Origin of the sequence: Paenibacillus sepulcri, assembly GCF_042647105.1 — a bacterium.
In the GTDB taxonomy this organism is placed as follows: Bacteria; Bacillota; Bacilli; order Paenibacillales; family Paenibacillaceae; genus Paenibacillus_Z; species Paenibacillus_Z sepulcri.
The window spans coordinates 8003929-8021581 of the sequence record NZ_JBHRUP010000001.1 but is presented as its reverse complement, the minus strand read 5'-3'; the positions used below and the strand labels follow the sequence as shown (position 1 = coordinate 8021581).

Annotated in this window: 15 protein-coding genes; 5 read left to right on the top strand and 10 right to left on the bottom strand. The window is 50.5% G+C overall.

From position 1 onward, the window contains the following. Window positions 1-11: 11 nt before the first annotated feature. The 4 genes from arsC (at window position 12) to ACFOLF_RS34760 (ending at window position 3151) form a co-directional block, all read left to right on the top strand. The gene (arsC, locus tag ACFOLF_RS34775) at window positions 12-434 is read left to right on the top strand and encodes an arsenate reductase (thioredoxin) (RefSeq protein ID WP_210045336.1); all 423 of its coding nucleotides are present in this window, start codon (window positions 12-14) and stop codon (window positions 432-434) included. 61 nt (window positions 435-495) lie between these two features. Next, window positions 496-930 (top strand): protein-tyrosine phosphatase family protein, encoded by a 435-nt coding sequence (locus ACFOLF_RS34770; protein ID WP_210045337.1) that lies wholly within the window; start codon window positions 496-498, stop codon window positions 928-930. 364 nt (window positions 931-1294) lie between these two features. Continuing rightward, window positions 1295-2077 (top strand): pirin family protein, encoded by a 783-nt coding sequence (locus ACFOLF_RS34765; protein ID WP_379113445.1) that lies wholly within the window; start codon window positions 1295-1297, stop codon window positions 2075-2077. Between the two features lie 483 nt (window positions 2078-2560). Beyond that, window positions 2561-3151: a TetR/AcrR family transcriptional regulator gene (locus ACFOLF_RS34760; protein ID WP_210045338.1), complete on the top strand. Its 591-nt coding sequence runs from the start codon at window positions 2561-2563 to the stop codon at window positions 3149-3151. Here the strand turns inward: ACFOLF_RS34760 and ACFOLF_RS34755 are convergent. The 3 genes from ACFOLF_RS34755 to ACFOLF_RS34745 all read right to left on the bottom strand — a co-directional run bounded on the left by ACFOLF_RS34755 (window position 3146) and on the right by ACFOLF_RS34745 (window position 5494). After that, window positions 3146-4264 (bottom strand): Gfo/Idh/MocA family protein, encoded by a 1119-nt coding sequence (locus ACFOLF_RS34755; protein ID WP_210045339.1) that lies wholly within the window; start codon window positions 4262-4264, stop codon window positions 3146-3148. The genes ACFOLF_RS34760 and ACFOLF_RS34755 overlap by 6 nt on opposite strands. An 82-nt stretch (window positions 4265-4346) precedes the next feature. Then, window positions 4347-4763 (bottom strand): MarR family winged helix-turn-helix transcriptional regulator, encoded by a 417-nt coding sequence (locus ACFOLF_RS34750; protein WP_210045340.1) that lies wholly within the window; start codon window positions 4761-4763, stop codon window positions 4347-4349. Window positions 4764-4933: 170 nt separating this feature from the next. Beyond that, window positions 4934-5494, bottom strand: coding sequence for a TetR/AcrR family transcriptional regulator (locus ACFOLF_RS34745; RefSeq protein ID WP_210045341.1), 561 nt, complete (start codon window positions 5492-5494; stop codon window positions 4934-4936). A gap of 329 nt (window positions 5495-5823) precedes the next feature. Here ACFOLF_RS34745 and ACFOLF_RS34740 point away from each other — a divergent pair, with 329 nt between their 5' ends. Further along, window positions 5824-6699: an oxidoreductase gene (locus ACFOLF_RS34740; protein WP_210045342.1), complete on the top strand. Its 876-nt coding sequence runs from the start codon at window positions 5824-5826 to the stop codon at window positions 6697-6699. A gap of 169 nt (window positions 6700-6868) precedes the next feature. Here the strand turns inward: ACFOLF_RS34740 and ACFOLF_RS34735 are convergent, their stop codons facing one another. The 7 genes from ACFOLF_RS34735 to ACFOLF_RS34705 all read right to left on the bottom strand — a co-directional run bounded on the left by ACFOLF_RS34735 (window position 6869) and on the right by ACFOLF_RS34705 (window position 17379). Next, window positions 6869-7816, bottom strand: a complete 948-nt coding sequence (locus tag ACFOLF_RS34735) for an aldo/keto reductase (RefSeq protein WP_210045343.1) — start codon at window positions 7814-7816, stop codon at window positions 6869-6871. Between the two features lie 148 nt (window positions 7817-7964). Further along, window positions 7965-11675: a magnesium chelatase subunit H gene (gene bchH / locus ACFOLF_RS34730; RefSeq protein ID WP_210045344.1), complete on the bottom strand. Its 3711-nt coding sequence runs from the start codon at window positions 11673-11675 to the stop codon at window positions 7965-7967. 30 nt (window positions 11676-11705) lie between these two features. Continuing rightward, entirely contained in the window at window positions 11706-13589 is a 1884-nt protein-coding gene (locus ACFOLF_RS34725) for an ATP-binding protein (protein WP_210045345.1), read from the bottom strand. Between the two features lie 5 nt (window positions 13590-13594). Next, on the bottom strand, window positions 13595-14521 hold the full coding sequence (locus ACFOLF_RS34720) for an ATP-binding protein (RefSeq protein WP_210045346.1): 927 nt from the start codon (window positions 14519-14521) through the stop codon (window positions 13595-13597). Beyond that, entirely contained in the window at window positions 14511-15323 is an 813-nt protein-coding gene (locus tag ACFOLF_RS34715; RefSeq protein WP_210045347.1) for an ABC transporter ATP-binding protein, read from the bottom strand. Before ACFOLF_RS34715 ends, ACFOLF_RS34720 begins: the two co-directional genes overlap by 11 nt. After that, window positions 15320-16330 carry a FecCD family ABC transporter permease gene (locus tag ACFOLF_RS34710; RefSeq protein WP_379113443.1) on the bottom strand — a complete coding sequence of 337 codons (1011 nt, stop codon included), beginning with the start codon at window positions 16328-16330 and terminating at the stop codon, window positions 15320-15322. The genes ACFOLF_RS34715 and ACFOLF_RS34710 overlap by 4 nt, the downstream gene beginning before the upstream one ends. Beyond that, window positions 16327-17379 (bottom strand): ABC transporter substrate-binding protein, encoded by a 1053-nt coding sequence (locus tag ACFOLF_RS34705; protein ID WP_210045348.1) that lies wholly within the window; start codon window positions 17377-17379, stop codon window positions 16327-16329. Before ACFOLF_RS34705 ends, ACFOLF_RS34710 begins: the two co-directional genes overlap by 4 nt. Window positions 17380-17653 lie beyond the last annotated feature (274 nt).

The window sequence follows — 17653 nt, the reverse complement described above, 5'->3', positions numbered from 1 at the left end:
GGATTTTATTCATGGATAAGAAACTCGTCTATTTCCTTTGTACAGGCAATTCATGCCGAAGTCAGATGGCGGATGGATTTTTGAATGCTATCGGCGGTCATCTTTATGAAGTGAAAAGCGCAGGCTTGGAAGCACATGGCTTGAATCCCCGCGCCGTAACCGTCATGGCCGAGACCGGTGTCGACATCTCGGCTAACAAGTCGAAAACCATTGATCCCGAAACGTTAAACCGCGCTGCTTATGTCATTACCTTATGCGGACATGCTGATGAGCATTGTCCCGTGATCTCCAACCCTAATGTTATGAAATGGCACTGGGGTTTCGACGATCCTGCGAAAGCGACCGGTACAGAAGAAGAAATCATGAACCAATTCCGTGCGGTCCGTGATGCCATAAAGTCTCGAATCGAGAAATTTGTCCTGAATGGCGAATAATCAAACCAAGTCAGCGATCACGTTGTGATATGAAAATCCAATATTTTGAGGAGTGTTACCTATGTCCGGAAATTATCAAGCCCTTGTAGGAGACCAAATCTTCTTCGGCGGGGCGGCAGATGCGGAAGAGATGATTTCGGAAGCGCATTGCGAGGTCATTGTTGATTTGCGCGCCGAAGCCGCTGAAGGCGACTATCCATATAAGAATATTACAAGAATCCAGGTTCCGATCGGGGATCATTCCGACACCCCGCAGTCCGAGCTGATTGACCAAGCTATTAATCACGTCCTTGATGCTTACAACAGCGGGAAGAAGGTCGGCTTCCACTGCGGCGGAGGTAAAGGCCGGACGGGTGCAGTCGCGATCGGAACATTAATTAAGCTGGGATTAGCCGATTCTATTGATGATGCAGAGCAGCAGGCCAAGAGCATCCGTTCCGCTATAAGCATCCGTCCGCCTCAGCGGGAAGCATTGGAGAAGTTATTTGACAAGTAAGAAAGGAATCCCGAGGATGCTTGCAATCAAAACGCGCCGGCCGGAACTGCAGACTCCCATCGAACCGGCGTTATTATAAACATCAAAGACCCCCTTCCGCTTTTTTTGATGGAAAGGGGTTTTGCATTTCTTTTATAATTGGGATCCTTCTGCAGCTTCAACCATCTGACAAGGTATCCAACGGCCATCAAATGGATAGATCGCACGAGACCATTGGTCTTGACATTCATTTACCCTAATGTTAGGATATTTTTATCCTAACATTAGGGTAAATGATCGCGGTATAACGAGCGCCCCCGAGAGCGAGCCGATTTACTCAGGCAGTCTGGACTCGGCGCATATCTCTCTGCGAAAGGAATGATTCATGATGACAATTAAAATTTATCCGCCGGAACAGCAGGACGACTCCTGGTTCGACGGGACCAATATACGCGTGCAGAAGCCGATCGGCTTTCCCCAGGAAAATTCTGTCGTGCAGCGCGTCGGTCCTCTATTCTACTGGTCCTGGGCTCATACCAAAGAGAAAGGCGGGATCGGCCTGCACCCGCATCGAGGATTCGAAATTATGTCCTATGTCATCAACGGTCAGTTGACGCATGGAGATACGCTTGGAACGAAGAGCACGATCGGTCCTGGCGGAGTGCAGGTTATGCAAACCGGTTCTGGTGTATCCCACCAAGAGGAGGTTCAGGGACCCGATGCGGAAAGTTTCCAGATCTGGTTGGAGCCCTATCTGAGCGAAGCCATGAAACGGACACCCACCTATCGGGATTACCGGAATGAAGATTTCCCGGTGACGGCGCCGGCACAGGGCGTCAGCCGGAAGACGTTGATCGGTGAAGGAGCGCCGATTCAGCTGGTCACTGATGTTAAGATGTGGGACATTACAGTCGCACAGGGCCAGGCCTACCAGCATGTAATTCCCGCGGGATATTCCTGGGCGGCGCTGGCAGTCAGAGGCGGCGGAACATGGGAGAATATGAACCCGGAGAATGAACCCGTTTTGTTCCATCATAAGGATTTCAGCGTGATTGAAGCAACGGGTAATAACAAGAGCATCGGGCTCCGGGCCGATCGGGATAGCAATGTACGGATGTTCGCGATTGAACTGCCAACAACTGTTGACTATCCTTTGTATCAAAGGTAAGATTTATTCTTAACAACATCTTGTTAATGCCATTAATTAATTCATGAAGCTCGCTTTTACTCCGTAACTGTTGGCTTTCAAGACTCATCGCATATAGTTGTCATTTATTTAATCGAATTAATATTTAATTAGATTAATTATTAGTTGAAGCTGCAGATATGATAAACTTAACTCCGTACACGGCAATGCCAAAAGGTTAATAAAGCTACTTATGCCGAGAAAGCAGACTTTTCAGCCCTTCCGCCTCCCCGCAGGCAGGAAGGGCATTGTTTGTGTTCCGGGACATTCCCCAAGCTCCACGGCGTGAGTTGGCATCACAAAACCGGCCCGCTCCGGCCCTATTTACAACGTGTGTTGATTATTTGGCGCTTGTTGATTATTATATAGAGAAGTGATGGGAATTCATTCGCTAATAAGAATTCTTTTATTCCATATCCAACAACAAGGATGAATGCGTTTATTATCGGAGGGGGCTGGCAAAGCATGGAGAGCGCGACCAAAATAGACAGACGAATCGTAAAGACCAAGGAAGCCATCAACAAGGCATTTCTTGATCTTTTTTCTGAAAAAGAACTTGAACAAATCACCATCAACGAAATCGCGGAAATGGCCAATGTAAACCGGGGAACCGTCTATCTGCACTACGAAGACAAATACGATCTGCTGAATAAATGCATTGAAGACCATTTGAGCAAACTGATCGCTTTTTGCAGCCTTCACGATATAAAACGGGAAGAAACCGTGCTGCTCAGCGATCTGAAACCGGTGTTCGTTTATTTCGAGGAGAACTTTCAGTTCTTCTCCGCCTTGTTCGCGAATCGAAGAACCTTCGTATTCCGGGATCGTCTGCTGCATTTTATATCAGCCAGCGTTCAAAATAAACTTGAAACGCAAGACCATCAATCTAATATAGACAATGAACTGAATGCCCAATTTATGGCTTCGGCTTTTGTTGGTATCGTGGAGTGGTGGATACAGCATAAAATGCCGCATCCCCCTCAATTTATGGCCGAACAGCTATACAGATTGTTTGAGAAAAATGACATCGCAAATATAAGGAATGAATTTTTATAAATACTGGCGTTCGCCGGTATTAGCCGCTTTTTCGATCGTATCCAGAAGTTGGTGGACTTTAACAGCATCCGCAAAGGTCGGCATACGGAAGGTTCCTTCCTGAATATCTTTGGCAAACTTTCTGAGCGCTTGTGCCACATTTATGACGGGTCCCCCCTGGTTGTTAATTCCGTCAGGTACCCAGCGATAGGAATCAGGGACAGTCAATTCCTTCAGCGAAGCTTTTGGTTCTTCTTCGGTCTGATGCGCGCCGGACAGTTTGTAAGGTCCCATTTGAATACTGCCCTTGGCGTTTTGAAGAACAAGCATGCCTTTGTCACCATAAACTTCCAAATAAAGTCCCGGTTGTTTCACCCCGCCTTGAATATGGACGCTGGCCATGGCCCCGCTGTTTAATTTGCCATGAATCAATATTTGATCATCCGATGTTTTTTCCACGATTTCACCAGTGCCGATTACTTCGGCTTGATTGTACTGATTCTCCAGGGCGGCCGATAATTCTGTGAAATCACCCAGTATATAGGTGAGCGCATCAAGGGAGTGCCCGCCGTATATGGCTAATAGATTCCCGCCTGCCGTTTTGTCAAAGACATATCTGCTGGAGCTGAAACCGGTTCCCCCCATGACTTCTGTGTATGCTCGCAAATTAACCGACAGTACCTTTCCGACATATCCCTCCGCAATAAGATCTTTGAGATAGTTGATTTCGGGTGCTTGTCTTGCTTGCAGACCAACTGTGTTATGGATATGATTAGCCTCCGCTAACTTCTGCATGTCAATCGCTTCGGCGGTGCTGGAACCCAAAGGCCATTCACTATACACATGTTTCCCGGCTGACGCAGCTGCTTTTACGGCATCGTAATGTTCCACGACCTTCACACTGACCACCACCATATCGACATCGGAATGCTGCGACAAATCGTTTGCATTGGCAAAAGCATGAGCGGCATTGAATTCGCGGGCACTCTCCTCAGCACTTTCCATCCTGCTTGTGCTTACAGCAGCGAGTTCAAGCTCTGGAAGTTGTTGTATCGAAGGAATATGTGTCCCCTTAGCCCATCCATTATTTATGGATCCTCCAATAATACCAACGCGGACTTTATTGTTACTCATAATAAATCAGCTCCTTATACATATTATTATTAGCTTGTCTCCATAAATTATTAGCAGGCTAACTATTGGAATAAAAAAAAGCTCAGGAAAGATTCTTTTCCATTCGCTGCATCATATTTTTTAGCGTAATTCGTTCTTCCGGAGAAAATCCTTCCAGCAGCTTGTCTGTCTGCTGTCTCCAGATTTTCTCGACAGGCTCAAGTAACTCCCGCCCCTTTGGGGTAACGTACACTCTGCTCACTCTTCCGTCTGCATCATCGCGCTTCCTCAATAAAATTCCTTTCTTCTCAAGCTTATTGATCATATTGGTTACAGTAGGCGGTTCACAGTTAAGACTTTCACTTAGCTGGACCTGAGTTACTCCGTCTTCTTTCCAAAGCTGACATAATAACTGATCCTGTCCAACATAAAGATCTACACTGTTCAGCAGCTCGGAAAAATTACGGCGCATTTGAGCGGATATTTTAAAGAGACGCTCCCGAATTTCTTCATCAATCATTAGCATAGCTCCTCAAATTATTTTAATTAGCCGGCTAATAAAATAGTATCTATATTTTTATCATACTTATCCTTGTTTGTAAAGAACTCTTCCTCAGAAAATACATGAATCAATCCCGAGAGGCCATAAAATTAGTCTGTCAGATCTGACTGGCTGTTCATGTCACCCCGCTAAACAAGGATCGCTTTCCAGGATACTTCCAGGGTTTGCCGAATCTCCCTCTCAGTCAAAGGGTATTTATGGACATAATATCCTTTGGCGATTGAGGAAATAATACCGTGGATAAGCTGATGGCATAAGTGCGAGTTCAGCTCCTTGAAGATTCCCTGCTTCTGCCCTTCTACAATGAGAGCCTGCACAATCCGTGACGAGCCGGCTTCATCCATATCGCGTATTTCCCGCAAGATATAAGGCGAATACGAATAATGGTCAATAAACCTGAATTCCTTGGGAAAATCAACTGCGAACCGGAGTCTGTTCAGTTGAAGGCATTTGAATCTCTCATATAAGCTCAGTTCGGGGTCATAGCCGGATAAAAGGCATCGGCCCATAAGCATTCTCGCCTCTTTATAAACTTCGTTGACCAGCTCTTCCTTATTGCTGAAATAATTGAAAATGGTGCCGGAGCCAACCTTTGCTCTTTTTATGATTTTGGCGAAGGTGACGGATTGCAGCCCCTCTTCATCGATCAAATCCAGCGTAGCGTTCATAATATCCTGGCGTTTGCTCATTATTCACACCTCGATAACCACTATTTTAGTGCTGCCTCTGTGCCATGTCAAGTGTATTGGATCATATGATCCATATATTCAGTTTACATCCCTATTATTATTTATGTTTAAGTTTCTGTTTAATAATATTTAAGAATATTTAATCCAACATCAACGATTTAGATCAGTTGTAATTATGCGTATTTTTCTAGAAGTTATGCGATTTATAACTATATATAATTTTACCGGAATATTTAATCCAAAATTTCTTGACTATATCCAGTTAAGGATCTATACTAACGTTGGATTAAACATTCCATAACAACACAACGAAGGGAAGATGATTTGTAATGAAAAAAGTATGGCTTATCACCGGCAGCTCGCGCGGCTTTGGCCGCAGTCTTGCAGAAGCGGTCCTCGCTCAAGGGGATCAATTAATCGCCACCGCCCGCAAGCCGGAACAGCTTGCCGACCTGGTTGAACGTTATGGCGATCAGGTTCGCGCCGTAACGCTTGACGTAACAGACTTCGAACAGGCTAACCATGCCATTGAAGCTGCTGTTCAGACATTCGGTCGGCTTGACGTGCTGGTGAACAACGCGGGCTATGGCAATATTTCATCGATTGAAGAGACATCCTTCGAGGATTTCCGGGCTCAGATCGAGACCAATCTGTGGGGTGTCATCAACGTCACCAAGGCTGCCGTGCCCGTGATGAGAGAACAAGGCTTCGGACATATTCTGCAGTTTTCCTCCATAGGCGGACGCACCAGCGCACCGGGACTGGCTGCTTATCAGACAGCCAAATGGGGGGTTGAAGGGTTCTCGGAGGTCCTGTCCAAAGAAGTGACCCCACTTGGCTTGAAGGTGACAATCATCGAGCCGGGCGGCTTCCGCACCGACTGGGCGGGGTCATCCATGAACCATATCGAGCCCCGCGAGGAATACCAGGCTACAGTAGGCGGTCTCTTGAAACATGCCCGTGAAACGACAGGCAAAGAAAATGGCGATCCGGCCAAAGCGGCTCTTGCGATCATCGCCGTTGTGAACGAGGAGAATCCACCGCTGCGGCTTCTGCTCGGCAGCGATGCGGTAGCAATCGCCAAGGCTGTCGATCAGGCCAAGCTGGCCGAGACGGAACGTTGGGAGAAACTCAGCTCCTCCACAGATTTTGAAGCCAGAGCATTGGCTGCAGCTGTTACCGATATGTACGACGAGATGGAATAATCACAGTGTTTCTTGAATTTTCGGTCGATAAAATAACAAAAAACCAGTCCAATCACAGGCGCGCTGTGCTTAGGCTGGTTTTTTTCAGTGTTCAATATTCGAGTTCTATTCACGGAAGATTCAGGCGACGATCAAATTTCATCCGTTTCATCTTTCGTGTCCGGGGCTCTTAGCCTGGAAATCGGGACCCCATAGCGATGCCTTTCGGCGAAATGCGTTCGATCTCCGCAAGATCGTTTTCCGATAAGGAAACCTGCAGAGCGCCGAGATTCTCCTGCACTCGATCCAATCTCTTCGTCCCCGGAATCGGGACGATATGGTCGCCCTGCACCAGCAGCCACGCCAGTCCCAGCTGGGCGGCGGTGCAGCCCTTTTGCGCAGCCATTGTTTCAAGGAGAGTCACGACCTCCAGATTTTTGACGAAATTCTCACCTTGAAACCGGGGATAATAGCGGCGGTAATCATCCTCCGGCAGATCGTCGAACTTCTTGATCTGGCCGGTCAGGAAGCCGCGCCCTAGCGGACTATAAGGCACGAAGCCGATCCCCAGCTCCTTCAGGAGCGGCAGGATTTCGTCCTCCACTTCTCTGCTCCACAATGAGTATTCAGTTTCTACAGCGCTTATCGGATGCACCGAATGTGCACGGCGGATCAGATCGGGCGATGCTTCGGACAAGCCGATATATCGGATTTTCCCTTCCTTGACCAGATCGGCCAGTGTTCCCACCGTTTCCTCAATCGGGGTATTCGGATCAGGCCGGTGCTGATAATACAGGTCAATATAATCGATCCCGAGATGGAACAGGCTGGCGTCCACGGACTTTTTGATATATGCAGGATCTCCCTTCGGGCCTTGACTATGCGTAATCCCGAATTTTGTCGCGATCACAGCTTCCTCCCGCCGGCCCTTGAGCGCCCGTCCAACCAGCTTCTCGTTGATTCCGAAGCGCTGCTGCAGGAATTCTCCATAAATATCTGCAGTATCGAACATCGTTACGCCGAGATCCAGCGCTCCCTGGATCGTGCGCACAGACTCCTCATCGTTTGGCATCATCATGGTGCCAAGGCCCAGGGCCGACACTTCCAGCCCTTCGCGTCCCAGTTTTCTTGTTTGCATATATGATTCCCTCATTCCCCTGGATTGATGTTGATTGAATATAGATTCATTCTAATCGATCCGTATGGAGGCAGCCACAGTATGCTTATACTAGTAACAGGACTACCAGGCTAGGGGACGTATCAACTATTTCGGCAGCAGGAAAGAATTAGGATTCCAGGCCGTTTTCGATCTCCATATATTTTTGCTTAAGCTGTTCAAGCTGCTCATCCGTCGGCGACCAGTAACTGCGCTGATAGCTTTCCAGCATCGTCTCGATGATCTCATGAAAGGCGAAAGCGTTGTTTTCCTCCAACTGCCTGCTGCGTTCCGGATCCGCTACATAGGTGTCATGGAGGCTCGAGAACACCCAGTTATCCACTTTATTAGTGGTTGAAGCGAGTCCCAACAGGTTCTCGAACCGTTGTGCGATTTTTTGTGTGCCATGATACGGATGCTCCATTAAGCCATCAATCCATTTGGGATTCAGCAAGCGCGTGCGAACCCCCCGGTTGATGGACTCGCGCACATCCTCCGTCAGTACGCTTTCCCCCGTCGTGTCGGATATGTAGATTTCGGCCTTCTCCCCTTTGATCTTCTCGATGGTTTTGGAGAGCCCGCCGAAATACTCATAATAATGATCAATGTCAACCACTTCATGCTCATGGCTGCTGCGCAGCTGCGAAACTATATCGACAGCTTCGAGATTGGCGTTAAACAGCCGCCTTGCTTCTTGTCCGCGGATCTTGCTGCTGTAGACATGATGCATGCTCTGATTAAACCGGTCTCCGATCTGCTCCTCGTCCGTCCAATTCTTCGTCTCAATCATTCCTGTTACACCCGTGCCATATTCCCCTTCGGCCGGGCCGAATATTCTCGCGCAGGCCAGGTCGAAGGCATCGTCCGGCGCATAGCCGTCTTCCTCCAGCTGCTTCAGCAATTTACCGGTGTGCTGCTTGAAAATATTCATGTCTTCCGGTTCATCCAGACTGGCGATTTGTTTGAAGAGCAAATTCAAGTCCTCCATCACATTGGAAAACATATCGCGGAAAATGCCGGAAATAGTGATCACAATGTTCAAACGGGGACGGCCAAGCTCTGCTAAAGGTATGATCTCATAGGCGGGCTTCAGATTATGACCGCGTTTGCCCAGCCGCACGCCCAGGTAATGCATGATCTGTCCGATGGATTCTCCCTGCGTCCGGGCTGTTTCGATTCCCCACAGCACAATCGCCGTCGTATTCGGATAAGCACCCTTTTGTGCATAAAATAACAAAACGGTATTGGCTGCGATCTCGATGCCGCGTTTCACAGCCGAGGCGCTTGGAACCGCACGGGGATCCAGCTGGTACATATTCCGTCCGGTCGGCAATATTTCCGGATTTCGCAGAACATCACCTGCCAGGTTAACGGGGAGATATCGGCCGTTTAGACCGCGAAGAAGGCCTTCAATTTCTTCATTATGCAATGCAGCGTCATATGCGGCTTTGCCAAAAGCCAGCGTTCTCTGAAAATCCCCTGCCAGCTCGCTCCGCACATCCGGGATTTCTCCCGATTGAATATAGGCTTCAATGACTCGATGGGCTTCTTCATCCAGAACCGACAATTGATCGATGGCATTATCTGCGATCAATTGATCGTAGCCCTGTCCCTGCGCGGCTGCCAACAGCCTGCGCAAGGAAGGCGCCTCTGTCCGGTCATGACGAAGGACAAAGGCCATATGCCGCAACGCATCGTCATGCTCATACCCTTCGCCCAGAACATGCAGCCCGCGCGGAATCGCGGAGCGTTTCATGAGATACAATTCATCCTCTACCTGCTCAAAATTCTCACAATTCAACGCTAAATGCTCCGCTTGCTGCTTCATCTCCGCCCATATCGATTCACAGCGATCCGGATCCAGCTGCCTTGCGCCGCGATACTCGTGAACAAGCGACTCCAGCTCTGCAAACGCGTCGTATAATCCCGCTTCAACGAATGGGGGCGACTGGTAGCTGATTAAGGCCGCATGCGACCGCCGCTTGGCGATCATCCCCTCTGAGGGATTGCCCACATAGTAGTAATATAGATGCGGAACATCTCCTATAAAGCTGTCCGGGAAGCAATCTCCCGACATGCCGCTTTCCTTGCCCGGCAGAAATTCGAGCGTGCCGTGAGTTCCAACATGAACAATGACATCGGCAGCAAATTCCTCGCGCAGCCATTGATAATACGCCGCATACTGGTGAGTCGGAAGAAGCGCATCATCATGGTAGACCTTCTCGGGATTTTCATGAATGCCTCGCGTAGGCTGCAGTCCGATAAAAACATTGCCGTTTTTTATGCCGGGTATAAGAAATTGTTCATTTTCGGCCATAACGGTACCTGGCGAAGCCCCCCATTGAGCCGTCATGGCCTCTATGAAGCTTTGCGGCATGGCTTGAAGGCGCTGATCATAATTCGTCTTGTCGTAACGGATCAAACGATCCGCCCCTTGTTCATCCGCCCATCTCGGCGAGTTTACCAGCTGTCCCTGGAGGAACCGCCCGCGCAGCTCCTCTGCCGATAACGGCTCAACCTGATAACGCTCCGCTTGCAGCCGGGCCAGCAGCCGGGATACGGATTCAAAGGTATCCAGGAAGGATCCGCCGAAGAGATTGCCTTCGCCCGGCGGATAATTATAGCAAATCAGCGCAATCCTTTTCTCCGCGTTCGCCTTTGCTTGAAGCGCCAACAGCTTCTTCACCCGCGCGACCAAACGTTCTACGCGCTCCTCAATAATAGCTAGCTGTCTATGGCGGATCTGATGCGTTTCGTCATAACCGGTATCCTTCATAGCCGCCACTGGATAAATGTCGATATTGCCATCCAACTCCGGCAGCACCACATGAACAAGAAACTCGGAGGGACTAAGGCCCCGTGTTGACTGCTCCCATTCCTCCTGCGTTAATCTGGATAGAAAGAAGGGATGCACGATCGGAACCGCAAGCTCCTCCAGCATCTCAACTACGCCGGATATGCCTTCGCTGCGCGGGCCGCTCCCCAGGCGGAAGCCAAGAAAGTTCACGAGCAAGGCCGCTTCACTGTCAGGCTGCGCCAGCAGCTGCTTTAAGCGCTGCACATTCACTTTCATCGAGCTGACCAATCCGATCGGCAGCACATTGGCCACCGTTCTCATGCGCTCAGCGATTTCTGCAACTACACCCGAGGTATACAAACGCGAGTTATTCGCCAAATAAATAAAGGCGACAACCGGTTTTTCATTATCGAAAGGCCTATCCGCCGCATAAGCCGCCGCATTCTCATAGAACAATTTAGTATCAGGATCTATAATGCCAAGGTCCGGGTAGGCTGCCGGTTCGCCCGGTTCAGGGAAATCAAGCTTTCCGTATGTACGTCCCGCATAATAAAAGAATTGCAGCCAATTCGCAGCTCCCGCTGCCCGCCAATAGGCCTGGATTTTAATCAACTGCTGCAAAGCCTGCTGCTTGCTTCCTGCTTCATCCTCATGCAGATTGGTCTCCACGGCATCATCGGCAAGTATAGGCAGCTGTGTGACAGGATCAATCTCAATATCGCTGCCCAGCAATTCCCCCAATCTCAAAAACCGCAGCGAGCCGGCCTCCTGCAGCATCATCGATATTTGACTGATTCCGTGAGCTTCACCGGCTTTGTTCATCTCCATCATGGTTTCGGCGTCGGCTCCGTGGGGATCATAGAGAAAGAGATCTGCACGCTGCACATCTTCCGCAAAACGCGCCCGGCGGTCATCTGCTTGCTTATCCTCAATATTAAATAAAGCGAGGGTAAGCCGGGCTTGCTGCGCCCTGGACAGCTGCTGATAGGCAGCGGCGATATCCGCCAATGTCGAATAGGACGTTGTAGCTATTATAATATGCATAGGTTTCCAGCTCCCGCTTATAGATATGATCTATATCCTTAGACTGTCTCTTATCGCTGCTGTGATATGCGATCCCTCCAGTTGCTCCAGCTGAACATATTGTGCCTGCATCGCCGACGCCAGCTCCCGGGCCTGATGCAGCTTCACAAAGCCCTGCTCCGTGTCGAGCACAAGCGAATGGATACCCGCCGCCGGCACCCCGCCGCCAACCTGCCTGCTTTCTGCAAGAATGTCCTGGATCGATGCTCCCTGCTGCAGGCCGACATTGGCTTTGCCATCCGTAATCACAACCATCACCGGCACAATTTCCGGATCCCGCTTGAGGGCTTGACGAAGCAGCTCAATCCCTTTCATCAGGCCAAGCGCGAGCGGTGTCCTGCCTCCCGTAGGCAGCAAACGAAGCTGCTTCTCCGCCAACTCGACGCTGCGGGTGATAGATAACACTTCCTCCGCCGACTCCTGACGGAATGCGACCATACCCACACGGTCCCGCTTCTGATAGGCATCCTGCAGCAGCGAGAGTATGGCCCCCTTCACCGCCTGCATCCGTTTCTCCGCCGCCATGGAGCGGCTTGCATCGACAACGAACAGCATCGTTACGCCAACGCGTTTCTCCCGCACCTTGACCCGGATATCCTCGCGGCTAATGTTCCATGCCGTTTCTTCTTTTTGCGGACGCATCCTCTGAAAGGGCGCCGCCGCCCGCAGGGTAGCATCGAACGCAATGTCCAGCGTCTTGCCCTTCGGGTAGACGGCTTTCACATAACGTCCTTGCTTGGTTCCTGTTTTCGTTTTGCTTCTTTTGCCGGTACCTGAGCGGATCTTGTCATCCTGGGCGGAGAAGACCAGCTTCTTCGGCTCTATAATGGCTCCAATGGATTCCACTTTATCCTGATCCGCTCCGGACTTGGTCTTAGTTTGCCGCCCCGATTCATGATCCATAGAAGCTGCATCCGGTTGAGCGCCTTGGCCCGCATTCGGTGAACCCGATGAATCGGGCTGTGGACGCTGCGGCTGCGGGGGGATCTCATCGTTATCTGCTTCCTGCTCTTGCGCTGCTGAGCTGTTTTGCTCGTTACCCATCCGATGCAGCAGCACATACTCCGCCGCCAAGCGGATGTCGCCTGCTTCCACTTCGTCCCGGCCGGCCAATGCCGCGATGGTTTTGGCCGCTTCAACCAAATAATAATCGGCTCGGTGTCCGCGGCATTGCGCGATCAGTGTGGTCCATGCAGCCAATTCCAGCAGCTGCCCGCTTATATTCATCCTTGATAAATAACCTTTGGCTGTAATGATCAATTCCTGGAGCTGAAGGGTCTCCTGCTCCTTCGACCGGCTGAACCCCTCCGGGTCCCGCTCATACGCCAGTGCTGAGCGGATAATATCCCGGCGGTGTTCAACTGAATGCTCACATGTCATGGAGACAAATAAACCAAACCGGTCCAATACGCCTGCAGAAAGCCCGCCTTCCTCCGGATTCATCGCCGCAACAAGAATGCTGTCGCTTGGATACGAGATGGACAAACCTTCACGCTCCGCTTCAACTTGCCTGCTCGTGACGGCATTAACGATCGCATGAACCGCAGAATCAGCCATGAGATTCATGTCATCCGCAAAAACAATATTCTGATGTGCGGCTGCCAATAATCCGGCTTGAACCTTTTTCTCTCCATGCTTCAAGGCATATTCCAGATCGACACCGCCCAGCAGACGATCCTCTGTTGTATGAAGCGGGATGTCCACCCGCCGCTTCCGGGGCAGTAACGCCGCAAAGCCCCGGGCTAATAAGGATTTTCCCGACCCTTTCTCCCCGGATAACAGAATGCTGTCCAAATCCTCGTTAACAGCCAGCATAATCAATGCTTTCTTTGCCTTCTCCTGTCCTGTAATTGCGCAATAAGGAAAGCTGGTCATCCGCTTTACTTCACCACACTTATTTCATCGATCAATAGATCGATCCGGTCATAGGATACTTCCCTTGCCGCAAACGGAGCCTGACGCAGACGGTGGGGCAGGACGAGCTGTGCCGCCTGCTTCATATCTTCCAGACATGCTTCCGTTCTTCCATCGACGGCGGCAATCGTCATTGCGGTTTTGATCATCATAATATCGGCACGATGGCTGTCCATATCCAAACCAATCGATAAGCGGGCAGCAAGCGACAGCATGTCGTCACTTATTTGCACATGCTTCAAGGTTTCCCGGGCCTGACGGATCTGCGTTTCCAACAGAAGCTGATCTGTCCCGTAAGATTGGCAAAAAGCTTCCGGATCCTTCTCGTAGCTGAGCCTTCGTTTAATGACCTCGACCCGCTGCCGGGCATCCCTCTCCCCGCTGACCTCGACGGATAAGGCGAACCGGTCCAGCAGCTGCGGGCGCAAATCCCCTTCCTCGGGATTCATCGTTCCGATCAGAATAAACCGTGAAGAATGCGAATAAGAAATCCCTTCCCGCTCGATCGTATTGATCCCCATGGCTACCGCATCCAGCAGCACATCAACGATGTGGTCCTCCAGCAGATTGATTTCATCCACATAGAGAATATGACCGTCCGCTTTTGCCAGCAAGCCGGGTTCGAATTTCTTCTCGCCGTGTTTGATGGCATGCTCGATATCCAGCGTCCCGACAACCCGGTCCTCAGTCGCTCCTACAGGCAGATTTACCACTTTTAGCTCCGTCAACAAATCCGCCAGCGCGCGAACGGCCGTCGACTTCGCCGTCCCCTTCTCCCCGCGGATCAGGACCCCGCCGAGCTTCGGATTGACGACATTCAGGAGCAGCGCCTGCTTCATCTTCTCTTGCCCGACAATCGCCGTTATCGGATATCGATAGGTTTTAGTGGACATATTCTTTACCTGCCCTTTCTTTGTCAGCAAGACCTTTGAGTAAGTATGCCGGTTTCCCGTCCTCCGGATCGGTATAGATCCGCGCTTCAACCTGAAAAACCTCCCGAAGCATGGCGGGTGTCATCACCTCGTCAGGAGCGCCTTTGGAATAAAGCCTCCCATGATTCATGACGATAATTTCATCCGAATAGGCAGCCGCATGATTCATATCATGGAGCACCATAATAATCGTCGTCCCGTGATTGCGGTTAAGCCCCGCCACCACCTCCATCACCTCCAGCTGATGGGAAACGTCGAGGAAGGTCGTCGGTTCGTCAAGAAGCAGCACCGCGGATTGCTGGGCAATAGCCAGCGCAATCCATACGCGCTGGCGTTCTCCGCCGGATAATGTTGCCACATTGCGGTCTGCCAAATGCTGCAGATTCGTTTGCTCAATCGCCCAACGAATGATTTCATCGTCGTCCTTGTTCATTTTTTGGAGCATCGATTTATGTGGAGAGCGCCCATATGCGATGAGCTGCTGAACGGTCAAATCGACCGGTTCGGCGCTTTGAGCCAGCAGAGCCAGCTTAAGCGCTGCCCGTTTGGGCGGCATTTTGTACAAATTTTCTCCTTCAAGGAACACCTCGCCCTGCTTTGGCTTCAGCTGCCGCGCCAGTATCCTGAGCAGAGTGCTCTTCCCGCAGCCATTCGGCCCGATAATGCTGTAAATCCTGCCTTGATCGATGGAGAGATCCAGCTGGTTGACGGCTGTTTTGTCATTAAATTGCTGAGTGATTCCCACTGCCCGGATGAAGCTCATACGGTTTTCCTCCTTAGCAGATACAGGAAGAACGGCGCGCCCAATGCTCCCATGATGACGCCGACCGGCAGCTCGATAGGGGCAAAAGCAAGCCGCGCAACAGTATCGCAAGCCGTAATAACAGCAACGCCCAGCAGTGCGGAAGCAGGAAGCAGCACGCGATAATCATTGCCTACCAGCATTCTTGCGGTATGAGGAATGATCAGCCCGACAAAGCCGAGCAAACCGACAATACTGACCGCGCTGGCAGCCAGAAAAGTAGCCACCATTGTCACGATAATCCGCGTCAGCTCCACGCGCGTTCCCAGGCTCTTCGCCGTCGAGTCGCCCAGCATGAGAATGTTCATCTTTCTTGCGCATAAGAACGCGACCGCCAGGCCAACGACCGAATAGGGCAAAATCGTATCGAATTGCGGCCAGCTTTTGGCGGACAGCCCCCCGACCATGAACGAAATCGCACCCTGAACCCGGTCGCTGTAGAATGTTAACAATGCGGATATTCCCGCCCCCATAAAGGCAGATACGGCTACGCCGGCCAATATGATTCGTGTAGGCACAATCCCGTTCTTCCACGCCAATAAATAGATCAACAGAGCAGCGCCCGTCCCGCCGATAAAAGCGAACGGCGTTAACAGATAGGACATATTCGGCAGCGCAATGAGGACGATCATCCCCAGGAGACCGGCACCGCTCGATACCCCGATGATGTGGGGATCAGCCAGCGGATTGCGCATGACGCCTTGAAGCAATGCGCCCGAAACCGCCAAATTCGCACCTACCAGGGCCGCTACCAATGTCCGCGGATAACGGATATTCCAGATAATATCCCTCATCACGCCCTCTTGGGACGGGTGGAACAAGTATCTCCACGTATCTCCGAGCGGAATCGCGATGGCCCCTCCGTTCATGCTGAACGTAAAGGCCATCACCGCTGCCGCAAGAAAAAGGATGAGCATCCCCGCCTTCCAGCCGCCCCGGTGCCTTAATGCTTTATTGTTTGCTGTCACCCGAAAATCTCCGGATATACAATCTGAGCCATCAGCTTCATGGATTCCGCATAATTAAAGCCGGGATTCGTCAGAAATTTATCTGCTGGAATGACCATCGCGCGTTTTTCCTTCACGGCAGTCAGAGAAGCCCATGCCGGATTTTTCTCCAGGTCCTGCTGGATTTTGGCCATCCCTTTGTCCTGGGCTCCGTGTATGGTCATGAAGATGAAATCCGGTTGTGCGGCCACTAAAGCTTCCATGCTGTAAGGCGCGGAGGTTGCGCTGTTTGGAGACGCGCTCATGCCTTCGGCAATATTGGTCATGCCCAGAAGATGTCCGATCTCCAGTGCCGTCGTGTTCGAACGCTGCAGCGAAATACTTGATGGAGTTACGTTTAATACGGTAAAGGTCGGATGCTGGTCTGCCGGTATTTTGCTGCTGATCCCGGCCATGTCGGCTTCAATTTTGGCAATCAGCTCGCCTGCTTTCGTTTCATTGCCGGTTATAATACCGAACAGCTCCGCTTTTTCTTTAACACTTTCAAAGGAAGACATTTTCAGCAATGCCAAAGGAATTTTATTGCTTGCCATCAAATCGGTTAATTTTGCATCAAAGGTTGTGGAGCCAATGACCAGATCCGGTTTCAAGGCAACCAGCTGCTCAACATTGACCTGCCCCACCGTACCCAGCTGTTGAATATCTTCGGCTGCCTCCGGCACAGGCGAGGCGTTGACAGTGATACGTCCGACAGCTTTCCCGCCAAGCTCGTATAACACGGGCAGGAACTCCGGAGCCAGCACAATAATCCGCTCAGGCTTGGCCGTCAAAGTGACGGTTTTGTCCGCATCATCCTGGAACGTATAAAAAACTGTGGATTGGCCGTCTGCGGCGATCTCCTCCTTGGTCGGGGATAAATCCTGCACGGGAGCTGCCGCCGCGGTTGTGTTGGTTGTGTTCGCCAAATTAGATGCAGGGTCAGCTTCGTCCTCCTGCCCGCAAGCTGCTGCAGTCAGGGCAAGTATCAAAACCGCAATGATCGTGAATGAAAGCTTAATCGATTTCCTCATGGTAATCCTCCCAATTATGTATAGGTCTCATATTCCATTTTCAATTGCCGCCCGTGCCTCTCCGACCCTCCTTATGTTCTGAATCCATCTTCATGCTAATCATCGCGTGCTGATTAATATGAAATGAATAATCGAATAATCCAATTCGATTAGCCTTATTTAAACGTAATAATTACGTTTAATATAGTGATCATTATAGAGTGAGGATGATTCAAGTGTCAAGAAGGCAATTATCTGAAGGCGTTTTGCAAGAAAAGTGAAAAGGCCGCTCAAT

Bases quoted from the DNA above. Each gene is read 5' to 3' on its own strand.
- arsC (WP_210045336.1), top strand. From the start codon at position 12: ATGGATAAGAAACTCGTCTATTTCCTTTGTACAGGCAATTCATGCCGA.
- ACFOLF_RS34770 (WP_210045337.1), top strand. From the start codon at position 496: ATGTCCGGAAATTATCAAGCCCTTGTAGGAGACCAAATCTTCTTCGGC.
- ACFOLF_RS34765 (WP_379113445.1), top strand. From the start codon at position 1,295: ATGATGACAATTAAAATTTATCCGCCGGAACAGCAGGACGACTCCTGG.
- ACFOLF_RS34760 (WP_210045338.1), top strand. From the start codon at position 2,561: ATGGAGAGCGCGACCAAAATAGACAGACGAATCGTAAAGACCAAGGAA.
- ACFOLF_RS34755 (WP_210045339.1), bottom strand. From the start codon at position 4,264: ATGAGTAACAATAAAGTCCGCGTTGGTATTATTGGAGGATCCATAAAT.
- ACFOLF_RS34750 (WP_210045340.1), bottom strand. From the start codon at position 4,763: ATGATTGATGAAGAAATTCGGGAGCGTCTCTTTAAAATATCCGCTCAA.
- ACFOLF_RS34745 (WP_210045341.1), bottom strand. From the start codon at position 5,494: ATGAGCAAACGCCAGGATATTATGAACGCTACGCTGGATTTGATCGAT.
- ACFOLF_RS34740 (WP_210045342.1), top strand. From the start codon at position 5,824: ATGAAAAAAGTATGGCTTATCACCGGCAGCTCGCGCGGCTTTGGCCGC.
- ACFOLF_RS34735 (WP_210045343.1), bottom strand. From the start codon at position 7,816: ATGCAAACAAGAAAACTGGGACGCGAAGGGCTGGAAGTGTCGGCCCTG.
- bchH (WP_210045344.1), bottom strand. From the start codon at position 11,675: ATGCATATTATAATAGCTACAACGTCCTATTCGACATTGGCGGATATC.
- ACFOLF_RS34725 (WP_210045345.1), bottom strand. From the start codon at position 13,589: ATGACCAGCTTTCCTTATTGCGCAATTACAGGACAGGAGAAGGCAAAG.
- ACFOLF_RS34720 (WP_210045346.1), bottom strand. From the start codon at position 14,521: ATGTCCACTAAAACCTATCGATATCCGATAACGGCGATTGTCGGGCAA.
- ACFOLF_RS34715 (WP_210045347.1), bottom strand. From the start codon at position 15,323: ATGAGCTTCATCCGGGCAGTGGGAATCACTCAGCAATTTAATGACAAA.
- ACFOLF_RS34705 (WP_210045348.1), bottom strand. From the start codon at position 17,379: ATGAGGAAATCGATTAAGCTTTCATTCACGATCATTGCGGTTTTGATA.